Origin of the sequence: Corynebacterium sp. HMSC065D07 (assembly GCF_001810695.1) — a bacterium.
Classification (GTDB): domain Bacteria; phylum Actinomycetota; class Actinomycetes; order Mycobacteriales; family Mycobacteriaceae; genus Corynebacterium; species Corynebacterium hesseae.
On sequence record NZ_KV802441.1, the window covers coordinates 1 to 20,139 of the forward strand.

General features: G+C 60.9%; 18 protein-coding genes and 1 pseudogene. 11 read left to right on the plus strand and 8 right to left on the minus strand.

Annotated features, from left to right (window positions below):
- Positions 1-221: 221 nt before the first annotated feature.
- Positions 222-803, minus strand: coding sequence for a DUF2771 domain-containing protein (locus HMPREF2760_RS05430; protein ID WP_070596791.1), 582 nt, complete (start codon positions 801-803; stop codon positions 222-224).
- Between the two features lie 11 nt (positions 804-814).
- Positions 815-1,720, minus strand: a complete 906-nt coding sequence (locus tag HMPREF2760_RS05435; protein WP_148138841.1) for a glutaminyl-peptide cyclotransferase — start codon at positions 1,718-1,720, stop codon at positions 815-817.
- Between the two features lie 56 nt (positions 1,721-1,776).
- Here HMPREF2760_RS05435 and HMPREF2760_RS05440 point away from each other — a divergent pair, with 56 nt between their 5' ends.
- From HMPREF2760_RS05440 to HMPREF2760_RS05450, 3 genes are all read left to right on the plus strand, one after another.
- On the plus strand, positions 1,777-2,406 hold the full coding sequence (locus HMPREF2760_RS05440; protein WP_371325876.1) for a DUF3027 domain-containing protein: 630 nt from the start codon (positions 1,777-1,779) through the stop codon (positions 2,404-2,406).
- Between the two features lie 126 nt (positions 2,407-2,532).
- Entirely contained in the window at positions 2,533-3,936 is a 1,404-nt protein-coding gene (locus tag HMPREF2760_RS05445) for an NCS2 family permease (protein ID WP_070596793.1), read from the plus strand.
- A gap of 44 nt (positions 3,937-3,980) precedes the next feature.
- Positions 3,981-4,802 carry a TrmH family RNA methyltransferase gene (locus tag HMPREF2760_RS05450; RefSeq protein ID WP_070596794.1) on the plus strand — a complete coding sequence of 274 codons (822 nt, stop codon included), beginning with the start codon at positions 3,981-3,983 and terminating at the stop codon, positions 4,800-4,802.
- Here HMPREF2760_RS05450 and HMPREF2760_RS05455 read toward each other — a convergent pair.
- The 3 genes from HMPREF2760_RS05455 to serC all read right to left on the minus strand — a co-directional run bounded on the left by HMPREF2760_RS05455 (position 4,754) and on the right by serC (position 8,058).
- Positions 4,754-5,584, minus strand: a complete 831-nt coding sequence (locus HMPREF2760_RS05455; protein WP_070596795.1) for a DUF6928 family protein — start codon at positions 5,582-5,584, stop codon at positions 4,754-4,756. The genes HMPREF2760_RS05450 and HMPREF2760_RS05455 overlap by 49 nt on opposite strands.
- Before the next feature lie 13 nt (positions 5,585-5,597).
- Positions 5,598-6,773 (minus strand): septation protein SepH, encoded by a 1,176-nt coding sequence (sepH, locus tag HMPREF2760_RS05460; RefSeq protein ID WP_070596796.1) that lies wholly within the window; start codon positions 6,771-6,773, stop codon positions 5,598-5,600.
- A gap of 154 nt (positions 6,774-6,927) precedes the next feature.
- On the minus strand, positions 6,928-8,058 hold the full coding sequence (serC, locus tag HMPREF2760_RS05465) for a phosphoserine transaminase (protein WP_070596797.1): 1,131 nt from the start codon (positions 8,056-8,058) through the stop codon (positions 6,928-6,930).
- 151 nt (positions 8,059-8,209) lie between these two features.
- On the opposite strand from serC, the gene HMPREF2760_RS05470 reads away from it, so the two are divergent.
- From HMPREF2760_RS05470 to HMPREF2760_RS05495, 6 genes are all read left to right on the plus strand, one after another.
- Complete coding sequence (locus HMPREF2760_RS05470; RefSeq protein ID WP_083303809.1) at positions 8,210-9,502, plus strand: citrate synthase; 1,293 nt, start codon at positions 8,210-8,212, stop codon at positions 9,500-9,502.
- Between the two features lie 172 nt (positions 9,503-9,674).
- Entirely contained in the window at positions 9,675-10,031 is a 357-nt protein-coding gene (locus tag HMPREF2760_RS05475; RefSeq protein ID WP_010187736.1) for an FKBP-type peptidyl-prolyl cis-trans isomerase, read from the plus strand.
- A gap of 153 nt (positions 10,032-10,184) precedes the next feature.
- On the plus strand, positions 10,185-11,042 hold the full coding sequence (locus tag HMPREF2760_RS05480; protein WP_070596798.1) for an aldo/keto reductase: 858 nt from the start codon (positions 10,185-10,187) through the stop codon (positions 11,040-11,042).
- 435 nt (positions 11,043-11,477) lie between these two features.
- Complete coding sequence (locus tag HMPREF2760_RS05485; protein WP_070523091.1) at positions 11,478-11,822, plus strand: DUF485 domain-containing protein; 345 nt, start codon at positions 11,478-11,480, stop codon at positions 11,820-11,822.
- Positions 11,823-11,825: 3 nt separating this feature from the next.
- Positions 11,826-13,472: a solute symporter family protein gene (locus tag HMPREF2760_RS05490; protein WP_070596799.1), complete on the plus strand. Its 1,647-nt coding sequence runs from the start codon at positions 11,826-11,828 to the stop codon at positions 13,470-13,472.
- Positions 13,473-13,521: 49 nt separating this feature from the next.
- A complete protein-coding gene (locus HMPREF2760_RS05495; protein WP_070596800.1) occupies positions 13,522-14,556 on the plus strand; it encodes a hypothetical protein in 1,035 nt (344 codons plus the stop codon).
- Between the two features lie 23 nt (positions 14,557-14,579).
- Here HMPREF2760_RS05495 and HMPREF2760_RS05500 read toward each other — a convergent pair whose 3' ends face one another.
- The gene (locus HMPREF2760_RS05500) at positions 14,580-15,506 is read right to left on the minus strand and encodes a DUF1906 domain-containing protein (RefSeq protein ID WP_070596801.1); all 927 of its coding nucleotides are present in this window, start codon (positions 15,504-15,506) and stop codon (positions 14,580-14,582) included.
- Between the two features lie 166 nt (positions 15,507-15,672).
- Here HMPREF2760_RS05500 and HMPREF2760_RS05505 point away from each other — a divergent pair, with 166 nt between their 5' ends.
- A complete protein-coding gene (locus tag HMPREF2760_RS05505; RefSeq protein WP_246823632.1) occupies positions 15,673-16,632 on the plus strand; it encodes a hypothetical protein in 960 nt (319 codons plus the stop codon).
- 32 nt (positions 16,633-16,664) lie between these two features.
- Here HMPREF2760_RS05505 and HMPREF2760_RS05510 read toward each other — a convergent pair whose 3' ends face one another.
- Positions 16,665-17,093: an OsmC family protein gene (locus tag HMPREF2760_RS05510; RefSeq protein ID WP_070531604.1), complete on the minus strand. Its 429-nt coding sequence runs from the start codon at positions 17,091-17,093 to the stop codon at positions 16,665-16,667.
- Positions 17,094-17,219: 126 nt separating this feature from the next.
- Between HMPREF2760_RS05510 and HMPREF2760_RS05515 the strand changes: the two genes are divergently transcribed.
- Positions 17,220-19,442 carry a LamG-like jellyroll fold domain-containing protein gene (locus HMPREF2760_RS05515; RefSeq protein WP_070596803.1) on the plus strand — a complete coding sequence of 741 codons (2,223 nt, stop codon included), beginning with the start codon at positions 17,220-17,222 and terminating at the stop codon, positions 19,440-19,442.
- 122 nt (positions 19,443-19,564) lie between these two features.
- Here the strand turns inward: HMPREF2760_RS05515 and HMPREF2760_RS05520 are convergent.
- Positions 19,565-20,139: pseudogene (locus tag HMPREF2760_RS05520) on the minus strand (IS256 family transposase); the annotation flags it as partial.

The following is a 20,139-nucleotide window of genomic DNA, read 5'->3' on the forward strand; positions in this document are numbered from 1 at the left end:
TGACCGTCTTGCCGTCACGAACGGGATCGAAATCTGCGACCTTTCTACGCTTATGCAATGGAATAGCCATCCGGCTATTCCACCGCCTTAGACGTCCAAAAAGCCACTAGACATCCTGTCCAAAAACCTCTTGGACTCCGTGTCCAAAAAGTCCCTAGACATCACAGATCAGCCCTAAGTTTGGCAGCTAGGGCACTTTGTCGATCGGTGGGGCAGGGGCGCTACTTCTCAGCTGGCGCGTCGCCCGTGGCCTTGGACTCCTTGAGTTCTTCATCCGTCATGGTGGACAGGGACCACACCGTCTGCATCGGGGTTTCCTCGCCATTGGCATCGTGGCCAATCATGAGCGTGGAAATCTCCACCACCATCAGCTTGGGGCGCTCACCGGTGGAGGCCTCAATCGGCGGCACAGAGCCGGGGATATCCAGCGAGGTGGTCTCGTTGGCGCCGTGAGAGGTGCTGTCATTGGCGGCCGGGTCATCATAGATGGACAGCACGGACCACTCGTGGTTAGAGATGGCCTCGGGGATCTCCAACTTCAGGGTGTCATCGGGGCCCACCGTGAGGTTGGGAACCTCGCCCTCCTTGCAGTCGGTGCCAGGCTCGCAGACGCTATAAGGTGCAACGTCAAGGGTGTCGGAGCCCACCGTGGCCGTGATGGTGACGTCCTGTGGCTCGGGGCCCGGGCGGTCATTCCTCCACTTTTGGAACAGCACCACCGCCACGACGATGACCGCCACGGCGATGATGAGCGCCAGAAACTGCAGCAGCGACTTCTTCCTTGCTTGCTTCACGGTAGCCATGGCTGAGAATCCTACTCGAAGCGCACCCGGTACAGCTCATCCCAGAGCTTGCCGGTGATCCAAAACTCGTCGGTGCCCGGGATTCGGGCAATGCCGTTGAGGACGGCGTTGGGATCCGTAGAAGGGGAATGGTTGAGGTTTGCGGTATCGATCACGGCGGTGACAGCGCCGGATTCCGGGTCGATGCGCAGGATATCCTCGCTCATCCAGACGTTGGCATAGACCGCACCGTCGACGCATTCAAGCTCGTTGAGGTTATCCACGGGGGAGCCGTCGAGGGTGACTTCGGTGCGCGGGCCGAGTTCTGCGAAGGTCTTCGGATCGAGGTGGCGCAGCTTGGCGGAGCCGTCGGACATGATGAGTTCGGATCCCACGTTGCACAGGCCCCAGCCCTCGCCGTCATAGCTAGCGCGTTCCAGTTCCTCGAAGGTGGCGGAATCCCGCAGGAAAGCTGTCCCGGATTTCCAGGTCAGCTGCCAGATGCCGGCGTCGGTCTGCGTGATTCCCTCGCCGAAGAAAGAGCTTTCAAGCGAGTTTTCCTCTTGCGGGGCCTCTGCACCCGGGCTGAGGCGCAGCAGGCGGGACTTGCCGTTGAGCCCGGTGCCGATCAGCAGGTTGCCATCGGGGTCAACTTCCAGGCCCTGGGTAAAGGTACCGGGTGGCAGGGGTGCGGTGTCCAAGACGGTAACGCCCAAGCGCTCTGGGGAGCGTGCGCTTGGCGACGTCCCATCGTCCCCCATCGACGAGGAAGACGACGTCGAAGATGCAGACGACACCGAAGAGGCAGGCGACACCGCGTGATCGCCTGCGGGCTGCGAGGAGCACGACGTGAGCGGCGCGAGGAGAGCGCCGGCGGAGAGAGCTGCAGCGAGTGCGCGAGACGCGAGAGTAAGGTGTGGGAGGGCCATGACTGTCATTGTGCACTATGGCTTGGTGCGTGATTAATAATGGGAGGGTGACTCGCAAGAAAAAGATGCATTCCCCGCTTCTCGATTCGACCGCCGTCGACTTGGCACGCCGGGCCGTGGAAGAGGTAGGTGAGGGGGACGTCGGCAAGCACCGCGGCGTTGCCGGAGTAGGCCGCAACGTGGCTACTCACCGTTTCGACGCCCACGTGCCGGGCTATCCGGGGTGGGAGTGGCATGCCGTCGTCGCCTGCGCGGAGGGCTCGCGTACACCGACCGTTAACGAGGTCGCGCTGGTTCCCGGTGGCCAGGCCCTGCAGGCGCCGGAATGGGTGCCCTATTCCGAGCGCCTGCGCCCAGGGGACCTTGGGCCGGGCGACCTCATGCCGCCCGCGCCCGATGATGAAAGGCTTGATGATGGGAAGCTTTCCGAGGCAGGCCTCAAGGAAGCTAAGGATCGCTGGCGCAAGAAGTATGGGCCGAATTCGGAGATGGCGGCGCAGGCGCAGCTGCAGTGCAAAACCTGTGCTTTCTATCTTGAGCTGATACCTAATTACGGCGTCTGTGCCAATGAATACTCGGCGGACGGGAAAGTGGTGCACGCCACCTACGGGTGCGGTGCGCATTCCGGCACGACCATCCGTGAGGAGGGATCGGAGCAGGAGCGTCCCTTTGATGATGAGAAGCCGATCTTTTAAGAGGCTCGCCTTTCTCCCCGCACGCAGCAACGACGCAGCGTGCGGGGTTTGCGTTTTAGTGCCTGGATGGAGCACCCTTAGCAGGTAAAACTTCACTTCTCTAGATAGAAGGGGCGCTCTCTCACGATGAACGCAGCTATCGATCGCTATTTCAAGATTTCCGAACGCGGATCCACCGTGGGAACCGAGGTCCGCGCCGGCGTGGTCTCGTTCTTCGCGATGGCCTACATCATCCTCCTCAACCCTCTCATCCTGGGCACGTCCGCTGACGCTGCCGGTACCACCCTGGGCATCCCGCAGGTCGCCGCCGCCACCGCACTGGTGGCCGGCGTCATGACCATCGCCTTCGGCATGATCGCCCGTTACCCATTCGCCATGGCTGCGGGCCTGGGTATGAACACCTTCGTCGCCGTGACGATGGTTTCCCTCAACGGCCTGGAATGGCGCGAGGCGATGGGCCTCGTCGTCATCGAAGGCATCATCATCGTCCTGCTGGCCATCTCTGGCTTCCGCCAGGCCGTCTTCGATGCCATCCCGGCCTCCATGAAGGCAGCGATGGGCGTGGGTATTGGTATGTTCATCGCGCTCATCGGTTTCGTGGATGGTCACTTTGTCACCCGCGTCCCGGATGCCGCGATGACCACAGTTCCGGTGAGCCTGGGCGTTAACGGTTCGATCGCTACGTGGCCGGCCTTCGTCTTTGTCGTGGGCCTGATTCTCTCCGCCTTCTTCGTCATCCGCCAGGTCCGCGGCGGACTGTTCATCGGCATCGTCATTACCACCATCATCGCCATGATCATTCAGGCACTGACCGGTTCCGAGGACTGGGGCATGGCCACCCCGGAGGTGCCCAGTTCCTTGGGTGGTCTGCCGGATCTTTCGATTGTGGGCCAGGTCGATCCGATTAGCGCCTTTACCAAACTCGGCGTGGTCTCCACGGTCTTGCTGATCTTCACCCTGCTGCTCACCAACTTCTTCGACGCCATGGGCACCATGAACGGCCTGGGCAAGCAAGCCAACCTCGTGGACGAGAAGGGCAACCTTCCGAACATGAAGACCGCCCTGGTGGTTGAGGGCTGTGGCGCCGTTGCCGGAGGCGCCGGTTCGGTCTCCTCCAACACGGTGTTTGCTGATTCGGCGGCCGGCATCGGTGACGGTGCCCGCACCGGCCTGGCCAACGTAGTGACCGGTGTGATCTTCCTGCTGGCCATGTTCCTCACCCCGCTCTACGAGATCGTGCCCATTGAGGCAGCGGCCCCCGTCCTCGTCGTCGTGGGCGTGATGATGGCGGCACAGCTCAAGGACATCGAGTGGAACCGCATGGAGGAGGCCATTCCGGCCTTCCTCACCATCGTGGTCATGCCCTTTACCTACTCCATTGCTAATGGTATTGGTGTGGGCTTCATCGCTTATGCCCTGATGGCTACCTTTGCCGGCAAGGCCAAGAAGGTGCACTGGATCATGTGGCTCGTGGCCGCCCTCTTCGTGGTCTACTTCGCCATGGAGCCCATCAGCTCGCTGCTGGCTTAGCCCGCCTGGGGAGAACACGTGGCCCTGTGCCTAAACTAGGGGCCATGCGTTTTGTCATCGATGACCCCACAGACCCTCGCCTGGACGATATCCGCGATCTCAAGCACGCGGACAAGTCCGGCGAGGGTTTCGTTTTTGGTGAGGGCCCACTGTGCGTGGAGCGCCTGCTGGCCTCACGATTCCCGGTGCGCTGCATCATCGGCTTTGAAGGAAAGCTCGACACGTTCCTAGCGAACCACGATGTTGGCGATATTCCCGTCTACCAGGTCACCCGAGCCACGTTGGGGGAGGTCACCGGTTTCGACATGCACCGTGGGCTCGTCGCTGCGGCTGACCGCGCGGAAGCCTGGACCGTAGATGAGGTCATAGACGGTGCTCGCACCCTGGCCATCATGGAAGGCGTGGGCGACCACGAAAATATTGGCTCGCTCTTCCGCAACGCCGCGGGCATGGATGTCGACGGCATCCTCTTAGGCTCGGGAGCTGCGGATCCGCTCTACCGGCGCTCGGTGCGCGTTTCCATGGGGCACGTACTGCGTTTGCCCTGGGCTCGGTTCGATGGCGGCTTTACCACCTGGCAGCGCGGGCTGGAGAAGCTGCGCGACCAGGGCTTCAGGCTGGTGTCGCTGACCCCGCATCCGGACGCCGTGCATATCGCCGACGCCCTGGAGGGTGCGGATAAGGTGGCGCTGCTGGTTGGCGCGGAGGGGCCAGGCCTGACCGAGCACGCCATGCGCGCGACCGATGTGAGGGCGCGTATCCCCATGGCGGAGGGCACGGATTCCCTCAACGTGGCGACGTCGGCGGCCATTGCCTTCTACGAGCGCCAGCGTTCCCAAAGGCTCCGTGACGTCGACACCGCATAGCGGCGCACGAGCCCGCCGAGGTGCTTGGCGGTGCGGACGATCTCTTCGCCGGTGGATTCCGGCTCGAGGTCGTGCTCTTCGTAGTCGTCATAATCGTTGAGCCCCAACTTCGCCACTGAGGTTGTGGCCACCTCAGCCACGGTGCGGCGCGGTGGGGGAGTATCGACCTTGGGCTCGGGGCGGCCGTCGGTGGCATAGCCCACGACGTCCACGTCTGGGCCATCTTCGCCCACTTTGATGCCCAGCCAGAACTCTTGGGCTGCCTGGGTGATGGTGAGCGGCTCGAAGGGCAGGGCAATCCTACCTGCGGGCTCGTCCATCTCCCCGGCCCAGTAAGGGGCCTCAAAGGTTTCGGGCAGCCCATGATCCTCGTAGAGGTTAAAGCGCGTTCCACACAGGGAGCGGCGCAGGCGGCTGCCCGTCCAGTGCGCAAAGCCGGCATAGCCAGTCTCTGGGTTAGAGGTGAAGGCGTAAATCTCTTCTGCCGGCACGGCCTCGCGCAAGGTGCGGGAGAGCTGCGAGAGGATCAGCTGGTCATCATGGATGATGGTTTGCACGACGGCCACACCGGGGTAGCCGCCGATGTAGAACTCGCTCGCGCCGGGTTCGGCGGAACGGTTAAGGGGGAACTGCCCGATAGGCGTTACCGGTAGGGAGGGGTTGAGCTGAGCGAGAAACTTGCGGCCGAAACCGCGGTCAGCCTTGGGCTCTCCGCGGAGAACCTCGGCGGGATCGGCGGCGGTGACGTACCAGAGAGTGAGAACGGCGCTTTGGGTATCCACGGCAGGCTACTCGTTAATCGCGGGGGCGCTTGGTAGAGGAACGAACGCCGAGCAGCACATCCTCCCAGTGCGGGGTGACGGCCTTGCGGCGGCGCTTGGCAGGCTTGGGTTCCGGATCTGGGTTCTGGAGGAAGTCCTCGTCTACGCCCGTTTCCTTCTCCTCCGGCTGTGCCGCCGCGCCCTCGTCGCGGGCATCTGCTTTTTCATCGGCGCCGGTCTCGACGGGGTGCTCCCCACCGCGCGGGGAGGGAAGCACGGAAGGCTCGGCAGTGACGTCAGTCTCCGCCTCAGTGTTCTCATTGCCATTGCCGGTGTACGAAGACAACTCCGTCACGCCGGGGGCTCCAGCGCGCGCGTCCTCGTTGACCTCTCGGCCCTCGGCGTAGTCACGCCCATCGATGGCTTCGTCGTAGCGCTCGCCACGGCCCACGGAGGTCAGCGAACGCACCGGCTGCACGAAGTCCGGGTCCGTCAGGTCTGCGGCCACGGAATTGCGTGCCTCCACCGTGGCCGGGGAAGACATCGTCTGCTTGAAGGTCCACTCCGCTTCGTTGGCGGACAGCCCCGTCTTCCACGTGATGCGCAGGATCCACGGTTCACCTTGATGGCGGTAGGCGTCCCACGTTGCCTCCGACAGCGAGTGCCCACGTGCGGCGAATGCGGTGGCCAGGATCTCCCACAGGGTGAGCTTGGCCGGGCCATCCTCGCGGATGGGGTGCGCCTGCTTGGCGACGTCCGCAATGCGCGCTCGCTCCAAAAGCACCGGGTGCGCAAAAGGCTCGATGCGGGATTCCGGAACGCCGAGCTCCTCGGCGATCTCAGCGGCGCTGGCACCGGCGCGGATGCGGGCTTGAATCTCATTGGGGCGCAGGCGGATTTCTTGTGCCTGCTGCGTGTGCTGAGTCTGCGGAGAGGAAGGAGAGCCACCAGAAGATGGCATCACGGTGTGCAAACCAGCAGAGCGCGAAGCCTGTGCAGAAGTGGGGGAGGAATCGTCGGTGGCGTTCCCGGCCTCGTGCGTGGTGTGGTCGGATGCATCGTTCGCGGAGTCGGATTCGGCGGAGTCGGCGGGAGCGAAAAGCTCGCGAAGCTCGTCGGTGACCTCGAGGAAGAACTCCTCACCATCCTCGGCCCGGAGGACGAGCGAGGTGTCAGTTGAGTCGCTGGGTGCGAGGAAAATCTCGCGCATGATGGCGCTCCTTAGCCTGGTAGCGGACATGTGATGAAATCCACTTTACCCAGAACATGCCCCGAACTCTGGCAAGAGCGCGGGGCATGTTGTATGACGCAACACATAGGTGCAAACAATGCTGTTGCGTGATGCAAGGAGTGGCGGGCGAAGGCTAGCGGTTGTCCAAAACGTAATCGATAGCCTTGGTGAGCTTGGTGACGTCCGCGGAGTCGATCGCCGGGAACAGGCCCACTCGCAGCTGGTTGCGGCCCAGCTTGCGGTAAGGCTCGACGTCGAGAATGCCGTTGGCGCGTAGCGTCGCGGCAACCGCAGCTGCGTCGACAGAATCCTCGAAGTCGATGGTGCCCACCACGAGGGAACGTGCGGCAGGCTCGGCCACGAAGGGGGTGGTCTCCGGGCGGGACTCTGCCCAGTTGTACAGGATGGAGGAGTTCTCCGTGGTGCGCTTGACCATGCCATCGAGGCCGCCGTTGGCGTTCATCCACTGCACCTGATTCTCCAGCATGAGCAGCGTGGCCACAGCTGGGGTGTTGTAGGTCTGGTTCTTGCGGGAGTTGTCCACGGCGGTCTGCAGGTTGAGGAAGGCTGGGATGAAGCGATCGGAGGAGTTAATCTTCTCGATGCGCTCGAGGGCTGCCGGGGACATGGCCGCCAGCCACAGGCCGCCGTCGGAAGCGAAGCACTTCTGCGGGGAGAAGTAGTAGACGTCGGCATCCGACATATTCACGGGCAGGCCGCCGGCGCCGGACGTGGCGTCGACGACGACGAGCTGCTCCGCGTTATCGGGATTCGGGCGGGTCACCGGAACCATGGCTCCGGTCGAAGTTTCGTTGTGGGCCCACGCGATGATGTCGGCGCCTTCGGCATCGGCTGCCTTCGGATCAGGTGCGGTGCCGACCTCGGCTTCGGTGACGAGTGGGGCGTCGAGCCAGGGGGCGGCGGCTGCGGCTTTAGCAAATTTAGAGGAGAATTCGCCGAAGCTGAGGTGGGCGGATTTCTTCTCAATCAGGCCGAAGGTTGCCGCGTCCCAAAACGCGGTGGCACCGCCGAGGGAGAGAACAATTTCATAGCCTTCTGGCAGGGAAAACAACTCGGAAAGACCTTCGCGGATGGAACCGACGAGGTTCTTGACGGCTGGCTTGCGGTGTGAGGTACCAATGATGGTGCTGGTACCCGCGGTGATTGCCTCAATTTGGGAGGGGCGAACCTTCGAGGGGCCGCAGCCAAAGCGGCCGTCGGTAGGGAGGAGATCTGCTGGCAGGACGAGTTCTGAGTTGCTCATGTGGGCAGTGTAGCCTAATTTCGTTCGCGCATTAGATACTTTGCCAGGATTGCCAATGTTGGCAGAGTCACAGGTTTTGCTAGAGTGTGAAGAGGTTTAGATCTGTCGCGCCGGCTGCGGTCGGCGTTGAACATTGAGGAAAGGAAAACACGTGGCTTCTGAAAAGAACAAGGTTGTACTGCAGTACCCCGGCGGCGAGTACGAGATGGACATTAAGCAGTCCACGGAGGGTGACTCCGGCTTCGATATTGGCAAGCTCCGTAACGAGACCGGCCTAGTCACCTTTGACCCGGGCTATGCGTCTACCGGCTCTACCGAATCCAAGATCACCTTTATTAATGGTGAGGAAGGCATCCTCCGCCACCGCGGCTACGACATTGCGGACTTGGCCGAGAACGCCACCTTCAACGAGGTGTCTTACCTGTTGATCAAGGGCCACCTGCCCACCGAGGATGAGCTGTCCAAGTTCAACACTGAGATCCGTCACCACACCCTGTTGGATGAGGACTTCAAGGCAGCCTTCAACATCTTCCCGCGCAACGCGCACCCGATGGCTGTTCTAGCCTCCTCCCTCAACATTCTTTCCGCCTACTACCAGGACCAGCTCAACCCGCTGGATGAGGAGCAGCTGGATAAGGCAACCGTCCGCCTGCTGGCTAAGGTGCCGATGTTGGCCGCTTATGCTTACCGCGCATCGCAGGGTAAGCCCTACATGTACCCGGATAACAAGCTCAACGCGCGCGAGAACTTCCTGCGCATGATGTTTGGTTACCCGACTGAAGATTATGAGGTCGACCCGATCGTGGCCAAGGCTCTGGATAAGCTCCTTATCCTGCACGCTGACCACGAGCAGAACTGCTCCACCTCCACCGTCCGCATGATCGGCTCCGCTCAGGCCAACCTGTTCGTTGCTATCGCCGGTGGTATCAACGCTCTGTCCGGCCCGCTGCACGGTGGTGCTAACCAGGCTGTTCTGGAGATGCTCGAGGATATCCAGAACAACCACGGTGGTGACGCAACCGACTTCATGAACCGCGTGAAGAACAAGGAAAAGGGCGTTCGCCTCATGGGCTTCGGCCACCGCGTGTACAAGAACTACGACCCGCGCGCGGCCATCGTCAAGGACACCGCTCACGAGATCATCGATCACCTCGGCGGCGATCCGATGCTGGACCTGGCTATGAAGCTCGAGGAGATTGCGCTGAACGACGACTACTTCGTCTCCCGCAAGCTCTACCCGAACGTCGACTTCTACACCGGCCTGATCTACCGCGCCATGGGCTTCCCGACGGACTTCTTCACCGTCCTCTTCGCCATCGGCCGCCTGCCGGGCTGGATTGCTCAGTACCGCGAGCAGCTTGAGCTCAACACCAAGATCAACCGCCCGCGCCAGATCTACACCGGCGAGACCCTGCGCAAGGTCACCCCGCGCAGCGAGCGCTAAACGGTAGCCTGAACGGTGGTCTTTAACAGGCCGCCGTGGCTTGACGTATAACCCATACGCTGGGTTTCTAGGGCCGAGCCCCGCATCTCCGCTTATACTGGGGAACGTTGTGGCTCGGCCCACGCGTATGCGGCCAGCAAAGAAGAAAATAATCCAAGGAGGATAATCCCCAATGGAAAAGCCCGTAATTGAGCCGGCAACGGAGCCTGCTCCCCAGGACCTTGTCATCGAAGACATCGTGGTGGGTGACGGTGCCGAAGCCCAGCCGGGCGGCTTCGTTGAGGTCCACTACGTTGGTGTTGACTATGAGACGAACCAGGAGTTCGACTCTTCGTGGGGTCGTGGCCAGTCCATCGAGTTCCCGCTGACCGGTCTCATCGCCGGCTGGCAAGAAGGCATCCCCGGCATGAAGGTCGGCGGCCGCCGCAAGCTGGTCATCCCGCCGGAGAAGGCCTACGGCCCGGCCGGTGGCGCACACCCGCTGTCGGGTCGCACGCTGACCTTCGTCATCGATCTCATCCGCGCCTAGGGGAGAGGGCTTAGCCCTTTCTGTTTTCCTAAACGACGCCCTGCCCGGCCGTGCAGTAGTACACGGCAGGTCAGGGCGTTTCGCGTGCATGGGTTCGGATTAAAACGCTGAGGAGCTATGCTTCGCCCCCACAGGAAGCTAAAGTGCGGCACAATGGGGGATATGAGTGTCCCACAAACCACGTTCATTGATGACCGCGAGATGCCGCTGATGGGTCTCGGAACCTACAAGCTGCGCGGAGAGGATCTCATCCGCTCCGTGCGTGAAGCCATCGATCTGGGCTACCGCCACTTCGATACTGCGACTCTGTACGAGAATGAAGAAGAACTTGGGCAGGCACTGAATGAGGCCATGAAGGCCGGTGACGTAACCCGGGATGAGCTGTTTATCACCAGCAAGGTCTGGCACGACCATCACGGCAAGGACAAGGTAGGCCAAGCCTTCCGTGAATCCTTGGACAAACTGCAGCTGGACTACCTTGACCTCTACCTCATCCACTGGCCGTGGCCGCAGGGTGGGCTCTATGTGGAGACGTTCGAGGAAATTGCCCGCATGCAGGGCATGGGTCAGATTGCGTCGATTGGCGTGGCCAACTTCTATGAGGAAACCTTGCAAACCCTGATTGATGAGACCGGTATCGTCCCGGTCCTCAACCAGGTGGAGCTGCACCCGGGCTTCACCCAGCCGGAGCTGCGCGAATTCCACGCCAAGCACGGCATCGTGACGGAGGCTTGGTCGCCGTTGGCGCGCGGCGTTGTGCTCAACAACCCGGTGGTTGAGTCCGTCGCCGAAAAGCATGGCATCACTGCCGGACAGGCGGTGCTGGCGTACCTGCTGAGCAAGGGGATTTCTGTTATCCCGAAGTCCAGCCGCCGGGAGCGCCTTGCAGAAAACTTCGCTGCCGCAGAGGTTGAGCTTACGTCCGAAGACGTAGCGGCTCTTGATGCGCTTGATGGCCAGGAAGGCTTTGGCCGTATGTTCAAGGACCCGCGAGAGTTCCCTGGCGCCTAAGCCGAAACACGTGGGGCGTACCAAACGCCCGCGAGCGGTGGAGCCCGCCTTCAGCGCCTTGCTCTTTCTTTCTACATCGTTAGGGGAGAGGGCGTAGGACGCTGAAGGCGGGCTTTGTTGCGTACCCAGGGAAGTGGGAATCGTGAGGGGTGGGGGAGTGAAGATCTGTGAAAGACTCTGTGAAGTTTCGGTTTGCTAAATTAGATTCTTCCTTTGGAATCTCCTGTGGGGGTGCTAGCAGCGAGATAGAAATCCCTTGTAGTTGCAGGGGTAGGGGGTAGCGAAAGTGTATGTTATTAACTTTTCTTGGCAGGATTTACAACCTTGCAAGAGCGGTTAGGTAACTTACTGTGCAAGGCAAAACGTGATTGAAGACACTACCTCTTGTCTCTCACCGCGGTTTGTGGAGAAAAGACCCCTTGTAAGGAGAGCGACATGACTGACGCACCTGCTTCGATTAATTCGCGCCGCGAACCTACGCCGCAAGAGTTCATCGAGATGCGTGACAGCCCGCAGTTTGCCAAGCTGCGCAGCGCGTACCGCAAATTCACCTTCCCCATGACTGTGGCGTTCTTTGTGTGGTACGTCCTCTATGTGCTGGCTGCGGTCTTTGCCCCCAGCTTCATGGCCATAGAACTTGGTGGCGGTTGGAACATCGGCCTTGTCTTTGGCCTCGCCCAGTTCCTGACAACCTTCATCATCACGTACATCTACGTCAACTACGCCAATAAGAACATCGAGCCGCAAGCAGCGGCCATTCGCCAGGAACTGGAGGGCTAAACAATGCAGACCATAACCTTGGCCGCAGCGGAATCCTCCGCCGGCAACCCGATTCTGAATATCTCAGTCTTCGCCGCCTTCCTTGTCGTCACCATGTACGTGGTGCTTCGTGCCGGCAAGTCCACGAAGGAAGCCTCTGACTTCTACACCGGCGGCGGTAGTTTCTCCGGCCGGCAGAACGGCCTTGCTATCTCCGGCGACTACCTGTCCGCCGCGTCCTTCCTGGGCATCGTCGGCGCCGTTGCGCTCAACGGCTACGATGGCTTCCTCTACTCGGTCGGCTTTTTCGTCGCCTGGCTCGTTGCGCTGATGCTCGTCGCGGAGCCGATGCGCAACGTTGGCCGCTTCACCATGGCGGACGTGTTGTCCTTCCGCCTTAAGCAGCGCCCGGTGCGCGTGGCAGCTGCGATTTCGACCCTGTTCGTGTCGCTGTTCTACCTCATCGCGCAGATGGCCGGCGCAGGCTCCCTCGTGGCCGTGCTCCTGAATATTCACGATTTCAAGTGGCAGGCCGTCGTCGTCGGCATCGTGGGCATCCTCATGATCGTTTACGTTCTTGTTGGCGGCATGAAGGGCACGACCTACGTGCAGATGATCAAGGCAGTGCTCCTGGTGACCGGCGTGGTCATCATGTGCATCCTCACCTTTGTCTTGTTGAAGGGTGGCTTCAGCGCACTCTTTACCCAGGCGATTGATATGCACGCTAGTTCCGAAGCTATCAAGGAAGGCGGCTACGAAGCCTCCCAGATCATGGAGCCGGGCCTGAAGTACGGCAAGAACCTCACCACCAAGCTTGACTTCATCTCCCTGGGTATTGCCCTCGTTCTCGGCGTTGGCGGCCTGCCGCACGTTCTCATGCGCTTCTACACGGTGCCGACCGCGACCGAGGCTCGCCGCTCCGTTACCTGGGCCATCGTCATCATCGGTGCCTTCTACCTCATGACCCTGGTCCTGGGCTACGGCGCTGCCGCCCTGGTTGGCCCGGACCGCATCCTCGCCGCACCGGGTGGTGCAAACTCCGCGGCACCGCTGCTGGCCCTGGAAATCGGTGGCTCCATCTTCATGGCGGTCATTTCTGCGGTGGCCTTCGCTACCGTTCTGGCTGTCGTCGCTGGCCTCGCCATCACTGCATCGGCCTCCATCGCACACGACATCTACCACTCCGTTATCCGCAACGGCGAGTCCACCGAGGCTGAGCAGGTCCGCGTCTCCCAGATCACCGTGGTTGTCCTGGGCATCGTCGCCATCATTCTGGGCATCCTGGCCATGACCCAAAACGTTGCCTTCCTGGTGTCCCTGGCCTTCGCGGTTGCGGCATCCGCTAACCTGCCGACCATCCTGTACTCCCTGTACTGGCGCCGGTTCAACACCGCGGGTGCTGTGGCATCGATGTACACCGGTGTTATCTCCTGCTTGGTACTCATCTTCCTGTCCCCGGCGGTATCCGGTTCCCCGACCTCGATGTTCCCGAACGCCGACTGGTCCATCTTCCCGCTGTCCTCCCCGGGCCTGGTCACCATCCCGCTGGCCTTCTTCGCAGGCTGGATCGTCTCCATCATGACCCCACCGGACAACCTGGAAGAGCTGTCCGCAGAGATGGAGGTTCGTTCCCTGACCGGTGTGGGCGTTGAGGCTCCGGTGGACCACTAAAACACCTAAAGCGTTACGTTTCGGACGGTAGAGAGTAGACTCAGGTTCTGTGTTTTACTCTCAGCCTTCTCACAGGGCGGTGTCAGCGCGAGCTGGTGCCGCCCTTCTGGCGTGCGTGCTCGGAGCAGCGAGTCTCACTGCATGCTCGCCAGCGCATGAAGAAGACTCCACGGCTGGCGGTTCAGCGCAGACCAGCGCAAGCAAGCCTGGTCCCATCACGCATAGGAAAGGGCAGCTGCAGCTGGCAGCTGTCCCGGACTCGGTAGGTCAGTTCCTCAAAGGCGATGAGTCCAAGGCCATCACGTATTACCGCATTGAGACTGGCATGCACATGGGCTCGGCCACCGAACACCAGCCGCGCTATGCGCTGAGCCTGATCAAGCTCTACATCGCAACCTACGTACTGGAACGCGGGTCCTTCGAGGATAAATACGTAGCGCTGGACATGATTTCTGATTCCTCCGATGAGAGCGCCGGGAAGCTCTTTGAGAAATACCCGCGGTCCATCGATTCAATAGCCAAGGAATACGGGCTGAAGTCTACGTCCGCGGGGGAGGACTGGGGCCATTCCATGACTTCTACCTATGACGTGGTGCGGTTCATTGTCCAGCTCATGGAGGATGATCCGACCCATCCGGTGCTGGTGGCGATGTCCCATGCCGATGCCGTCTCGGCAGACGGGTACCAGCAAGACTATGGAACCGCGAAGTTGAGTGACGTCGTGGGCTCCAAGTGGGGATGGTCGGATAGCAAGGACCGGCATTCCTCGGTGTCTTTCGGGGAGGACTTCGTTGTGGCTGCGTCCATCGAAGGCTCCGCCGAGGAGCTCACGTCCTATGTGCGCAAGGAGATCACCGGAAAGAACCTGGTGAAGGGCAACAACCTGAACAAGGAGGCGCTGGCCAACCCCAGTGCTGTTGCCACGCGCTTGGCGACGTCCACCGCTACCACCAGTGCGACCTCCACAACGTCCACGGCGGCGTCGCCAGCCGCCGCGTCCTCATCTGCGGAGCCATCCTCCGCTGCGTCCTCGTCGGCTTCGAGATCTAAGGCTTCGGCGTCGAAGGCGACTGCGGCGAGGTAGGGGACCGCGCTGCAGTAAGGCGTTTAGCCCATGGACTTGCGCACGGTGTTGAGGATATCCACCGCACCGCGCATCTGGTCAGTGCTGATGGAGGAACCGGCGATGGTGATGCCATCACCGTTCACGCTGGAGCCGCGCCCGGTGGGATCCGGCAGGGAGATGTTGGGCAGCGGGATGTTATTCGGCGCCGCTGGGTTGTCCTGGGCCTTCGGTGGGTTAACCCCGCCGTTGCCCGGGGTCCACTGGCCCCAATCATTCGCGTAGACGGTGTTGATATCGCAGGTCACGCCGTCGATGGTGGCCTGGTTCTTGGCTTTCTGGTGGATGGTGGTGCGCGGGTGGATCTTGCCGCCCGAACCCCAATCGTGCATCCAGTAGAACTGGCCGATTCGGTCGGCAACGCACCAATCGATGACGTTGTAATTGCCGTATACGCCGGTCTGGTAGCCGGCCGCGCTCAGCGCTGTCGAGAAGGCCTTGAGGTAGGGGCGGATCTGGTTTTCATACTGGGCGCGGGTGGGGTTGTCATCGATGGCAATGTAGATGGGGCGGCCCGTCGGCCCGCCCGCGGCCTTGTGAATGGCGATGGCCTGCGGCGCGTGGATAGCAGCGCCCGCGGCACCGTTGAGCCAGTCGGCGTTGTCGGCGCGGCCGAACTGGTAGATGGAGGCGGTCTTCAGGCCCGCTGCGGCGTTGGCCTTCGTCTCTGCTAGGGTGACGGGCTTGCCCTTCATCCACTCTGCGCCCGGACGTCGCTGGGAAACATAGCGGATGGCGCCAAGGTGGCCTGCGGCCTTGATCGCGCGCGCAGAAGGGACACCGGCTGAGAAGTCAATGATGGTGCCCACAGCTGGGCCCACAGCGAGGGCGGCAGGTGCTTGGCTGCCTATGGCGCCGGCGGTCAGCGCGAGAGCGCCAGCTTTGATAAGTGAACGGCGGGACAGAGACATAATGGAGTTCTCCTAGAGGGCTGAGTGCGACGATGAAGGCGAACGCAAAGAAAGTATCTGGGATAACTTTAGTCACAATGGTCTAAAATTTCACCACTGAGCATCAAAAGACGGAGGAATAAGTATGGCTGAAGAGCTGAGACTGCGTTTCATTCAGGGAGACAGCGTGTTCCGGCTGAACCACCAGCAGTTCAGTGATGCTGAGGTGCAAGCGGTGCTTCGCGGCTACATCGAGAACTGTCGTCGGAACTCTCAGTGGATCCTCGATACCCGTGAAGAAGGAAACACCCTCGTGGTGGAGCATCTTTTCCCCGCGGAAGAATTCATCGAGGCGAATAATGATCGCTTGCACATCGATGAGGCCTTCGTCGAGTCGCTGCCCCTGACATATCCGATCGTGTTTGAGATCCGCTCGGGCTACTTGCGCATCCACAAGCCGCTAGCCAATAAATACGGGGCTCTCTTGTCTGACTTCATTCGTGGCCTCTGGGAATTGCTGTTGCAAGGGCAGATGCACTACCTGTGGGATCACGGCTTTGCGCAGTGCGGCGGAGTGGGAACAATCCAGCTCAATGCCTATGGGTTGCTGGAGCCGGACGAGCCGCTCATTGGGTTCTACCGGGTAGACGTCGACATGCAGCACGAGGCCTGGGTGTACATCACCCCGCAAGGGCTTATTCTGGTTTTCGACGATGACGACGTCCTTGCCTTCGACAAGATAGACATGCGTAACCCCTCGATTCCCTCTGGAGTCTTTTCTTTTAGCATGCTCAAGGCTGAGGTGGTTGGAACCGGCGGCGGCAAGACTATTAAAACCTCAATGAGTCCAAAGGATCTTGGGGAACTGGACCAGGCTCGGACGGATATCCGCACCATGTTGTCCTCGCCACACCAAGGGCAGCCGCGCCGTATGGTGGATCCGAACCCGCTTCCCTGGATCGTGGTGGACGGCGAAGAGCTGGGCTATATGGCACAGGCGGATCTGGAGCGCTACCGCCGCCAGCGCTCCGATGCCGGGCACAACCCATTCGGGGATGGCTCCCACACTATGCAGCAAGCCATGGACAACCCCTTCGTTGAATCGTGGGAGGAGAACCCTTCGCGCGACGATAACCCTTTCGCTTAAAGCGCTCTAAAGGCGCTTAAAGCGGAGTGGGCTTAGGGCTGGGTCGTGCGGAACGTGACGTTGGTGGGGTTTTCTACCGTGCGGGAGACGGTGCAGTCCTTCTCGTGGGAGATGCGCACGAGGCGCTCCACCATGGACTGGGCCTGACGGCCGGCATCGGTATCGGGGAAGCGGAGGGAGAATTCCACGTTGACGTCGCTAAGCCTTGAGGCGCCGTCCTCGTTGACGCGGGTGCCTTCTACGTGGACGTCGAAAAGCTCCGGCTCCGTGCGCCGGGAGGTGACCACGTCGACGTCCACGGCCGAGCAGCCCGCCACGGCAGCGAGCAACAGCTCGACCGGACTTAGCAGTCCGTCGCCCGTGCCGAATTCGAGGGTCGCGCCCGCAGTGTTCGTGGCGCGGTAGCGACCGGTATCAACGCGGGTGACGTCGACGTTGTATTTCTTAGTGATATTGCTCATGAGCGTTCATCCTAGCGGCGGGTAATCATTTAAACGTGCGTTCATGCGGTCGTTACGTGAGGGAAAGCTATGGAGAATACATTTCTTATGTCTCTTTTGGCTTTATTCACTGTGATTGGAAGAACTATGGCTTCTCGCCGCCTGCTCGGCACCGTGGTCACCGCCTCGGTGGCCGGTACGTTCCTTATTGTCCCTGCTTCTGCCGATGAGTCGGTGGAAGGCCTAGGTTCGCGCTTCAGCATCGGTGTGCTGCCGGATACTCAGTTCTATTCCCGTTACTCCACCCCGGAAACCGGCAACCTGGCGCAAGCGCGCTACGGTAGCGAGCCTTTTAAGGCGCAGACCGAGTGGCTGGTGAAGAACCAGCAGGCGCTCAACATGGACTTCGCTACCCACCTCGGTGACGTGGTGGACCAGGCGGACGTCGAGGGGGAGTGGAAGGTTGCTGATGAGGCGATGAAGGTCCTCGATGATTCCGACCTGAACTACTCCATCTTGCCGGGCAACCACGACATGATTGAGGATAAGTCAGCGCACCCGTACGACGTCTACTTCAGTGCCGAGCGCGCCAAGACCGCCAACCCGGAAACCTTCCAAGAGCGCCACACCGCGGTCAACAATGACTCCGAGTACCACATTTTTGAGGCCGAGGGCCAGAAGTACCTGGTCCTGGCGCTGGGCTGGCGCGCGGATGATGCGGCTCTGGAGTGGGCGCAAGGCGTTCTCGATGCGCACCCGGACCTGCCGGTCATCCTCACCAGCCACGAGGTGCTCAACCTCGATGGTGCTGGCGAGGTTTTCTACTCCGATGACTATGGCCAGGGCCTGTGGGACAAGTTCATTAAGAAGAACGACCAGATCTTCTTGACCATGGGCGGCCACCACCACGGCGCGGGCTACCGCGTGGACAAGAACGATGCAGGCCACGACGTCATCGGCATCCTGCAGGACTACCAGATGGCTTACCAGGGCGGTAACGGTCTGCTCGGCGTGCTCGAGTTCGACCTGAGCGGCAATGAGCTGGAGATGACCGCCCTGTCCCCGTGGGTCGCGCAGAAACCAGCGAAGGAGCTCACGCAGTTCGACAAGCTCATCCTCGACGGCACAGGCGATAGCTATCACGTGCCGCTCAACTTCAAGGAGCGTTTCGCTGACTTCGCCCCGGACTGGACCATTGGCGATGAAAACGACCCGGACCTCGGTCAGAAGGCCCGCGACATCGCTGAGGAAGGCTACACCCCGTACACCATCCCGAAGGACCAGCTGCCGGAGGGCCCGAATGACTTCGTGAAGTCCGACAAGACCGTCTTCCACTGGCGCCCGGGGCAGACCAAGAACACGGACGGCAAGCAGCTTGCCGACGGCGACGTGGCCACCGAAGGCGCAGTCATTCCGGATGTCTTCGGTGCTGATGGTGCCGGTGACCTCGTTCGCGAGGGTGGTCCTTCCAACACGGGTGAGCGCATCACCTACACCAAGGACCACCACCCGTTGTCCTCTGATTCTGGCTCCCTCTACTGGTCCGACCCAGCTGGCAAGCTCGCGATGGCAGAGTTTCGGTCCAAGGAAGGCGCGGAGATCAACAAGGTCGATACCTCCGAGGGCTACACCTTTGAGTCCTTCGTGAAGATTCCGAAGGACTTCAACGGCTCTGAGCACGGCTGGGGGAGTGCGCTCTCCCGCGACTCCAGCATCGCCGAGCTTGTCGACGGATCCGAGGACACCGACCCCACCGTCATGTTCGGCATTTCTAACCTCCGTGAGCTGCGCTGGTGGGCGGAACCGAAGGAAGGCGAAGGTTCGACTGTCTGGTCCCACGAGGTTCCCACCGAGGAGTGGATGCACATCGCCGTAGTCAACAAGCCGGATTCCGACACCGTAGAGATGTTCATCAACGGTGCACCCATCCTGCGCAACGCCAAGGGTGCTGAAGGCCTCCTCCCGCGCGACCTGCAGTGGGTTATGGGCGCTGGCTTTGATAGCCGCAAGCCGCAGGACCCGTGGTACGGCTGGATTGGTGAGACCCGCCTGACCCAGGGCGTTCTGGACTCCGACGAGTGGCTCACCGCGCGCCCGGCCGTGAAGGAGGAAGAGCCGTCGAGCTCCACTACGACGCCTACCGAGCCGACCAAGCCTTCTAAGCCGACCAACACGAAGGAGCCTTCTGCCGACGATATGGCTGCGGCCTTCTTCGCAGGCTCCAGCCGTGGCGCGAAGGTTATCCTCCCCATCATCGCCGTCATTGCAGTCGTCGGCGGTGCCGCCTACGGCCTCATCCCGACCATCAACCGCATCTTCGGTCTTAACATCCCGCAGCCGAAGCTGCCGCAGATCCTGGGTCTGAACTAGTTACCGTTCACCCTCCGTCCCCCGACTCACATTGAGGCGGGGGTTTTCTATTGTGATGGCCCTGGGCGGATTTTAGCGGGTTAAGGGTCAAAATGTGTGTCTGGCTCGGCGTGTCGCTGGGGTTAGATTTGGCCTTTTTGGATGCCGATTGAGTGGGTGTACTCGGTGTCGATACCGTTGTCGTAGAGGGCTGGTCGTCCTGTTTCGTGGTCGGCTTGGTTCTCGGTGTGGGTCAGGATGGATACTTTGGCGAGTTGGTCCTGGCCCCAGTGGGACTGTCTGGCGATGCGTAGTGGATCGTCGGGCAGTTCTGTTTTTAGGTACAGCCACCAGTCCAGCATTTTGCGCTGGTGTTCATTTGTTCTGCCCCGGTGAGCACGCGCAATCTCTTTCAGGCGAGCGTTAATCCCGCCTTCAAGACTGTTGGTCGTAGATTTGATGCGGGCAGGTTCTAAGACGCCTTTAGGTTGATTGATGTAGACAAAGAGCATGCCTTGGCGCCATAGATGGTTCAGACTGTTGTAGGCCTTTCGCACGTTGGAATGTGTCCATACCCATGTCCAATTTCCTGTATCAGGGTCTTTAACCCTGGTCCTCTCGTCCATCCACCTGCGGTAGACAGTGTTGAAGTTATGGAGCAATACACCCCAGTCAGCTACCTCACGCGCAGGGATTTTTCGTTTTGGTTGATGCGCTT

Bases quoted from the DNA above. Each gene is read 5' to 3' on its own strand.
- HMPREF2760_RS05430 (WP_070596791.1), bottom strand. From the start codon at position 803: ATGGCTACCGTGAAGCAAGCAAGGAAGAAGTCGCTGCTGCAGTTTCTG.
- HMPREF2760_RS05435 (WP_148138841.1), bottom strand. From the start codon at position 1,720: ATGACAGTCATGGCCCTCCCACACCTTACTCTCGCGTCTCGCGCACTC.
- HMPREF2760_RS05440 (WP_371325876.1), top strand. From the start codon at position 1,777: ATGCATTCCCCGCTTCTCGATTCGACCGCCGTCGACTTGGCACGCCGG.
- HMPREF2760_RS05445 (WP_070596793.1), top strand. From the start codon at position 2,533: ATGAACGCAGCTATCGATCGCTATTTCAAGATTTCCGAACGCGGATCC.
- HMPREF2760_RS05450 (WP_070596794.1), top strand. From the start codon at position 3,981: ATGCGTTTTGTCATCGATGACCCCACAGACCCTCGCCTGGACGATATC.
- sepH (WP_070596796.1), bottom strand. From the start codon at position 6,773: ATGCGCGAGATTTTCCTCGCACCCAGCGACTCAACTGACACCTCGCTC.
- serC (WP_070596797.1), bottom strand. From the start codon at position 8,058: ATGAGCAACTCAGAACTCGTCCTGCCAGCAGATCTCCTCCCTACCGAC.
- HMPREF2760_RS05475 (WP_010187736.1), top strand. From the start codon at position 9,675: ATGGAAAAGCCCGTAATTGAGCCGGCAACGGAGCCTGCTCCCCAGGAC.
- HMPREF2760_RS05480 (WP_070596798.1), top strand. From the start codon at position 10,185: ATGGGGGATATGAGTGTCCCACAAACCACGTTCATTGATGACCGCGAG.
- HMPREF2760_RS05485 (WP_070523091.1), top strand. From the start codon at position 11,478: ATGACTGACGCACCTGCTTCGATTAATTCGCGCCGCGAACCTACGCCG.
- HMPREF2760_RS05490 (WP_070596799.1), top strand. From the start codon at position 11,826: ATGCAGACCATAACCTTGGCCGCAGCGGAATCCTCCGCCGGCAACCCG.
- HMPREF2760_RS05500 (WP_070596801.1), bottom strand. From the start codon at position 15,506: ATGTCTCTGTCCCGCCGTTCACTTATCAAAGCTGGCGCTCTCGCGCTG.
- HMPREF2760_RS05510 (WP_070531604.1), bottom strand. From the start codon at position 17,093: ATGAGCAATATCACTAAGAAATACAACGTCGACGTCACCCGCGTTGAT.
- HMPREF2760_RS05515 (WP_070596803.1), top strand. From the start codon at position 17,220: ATGGCTTCTCGCCGCCTGCTCGGCACCGTGGTCACCGCCTCGGTGGCC.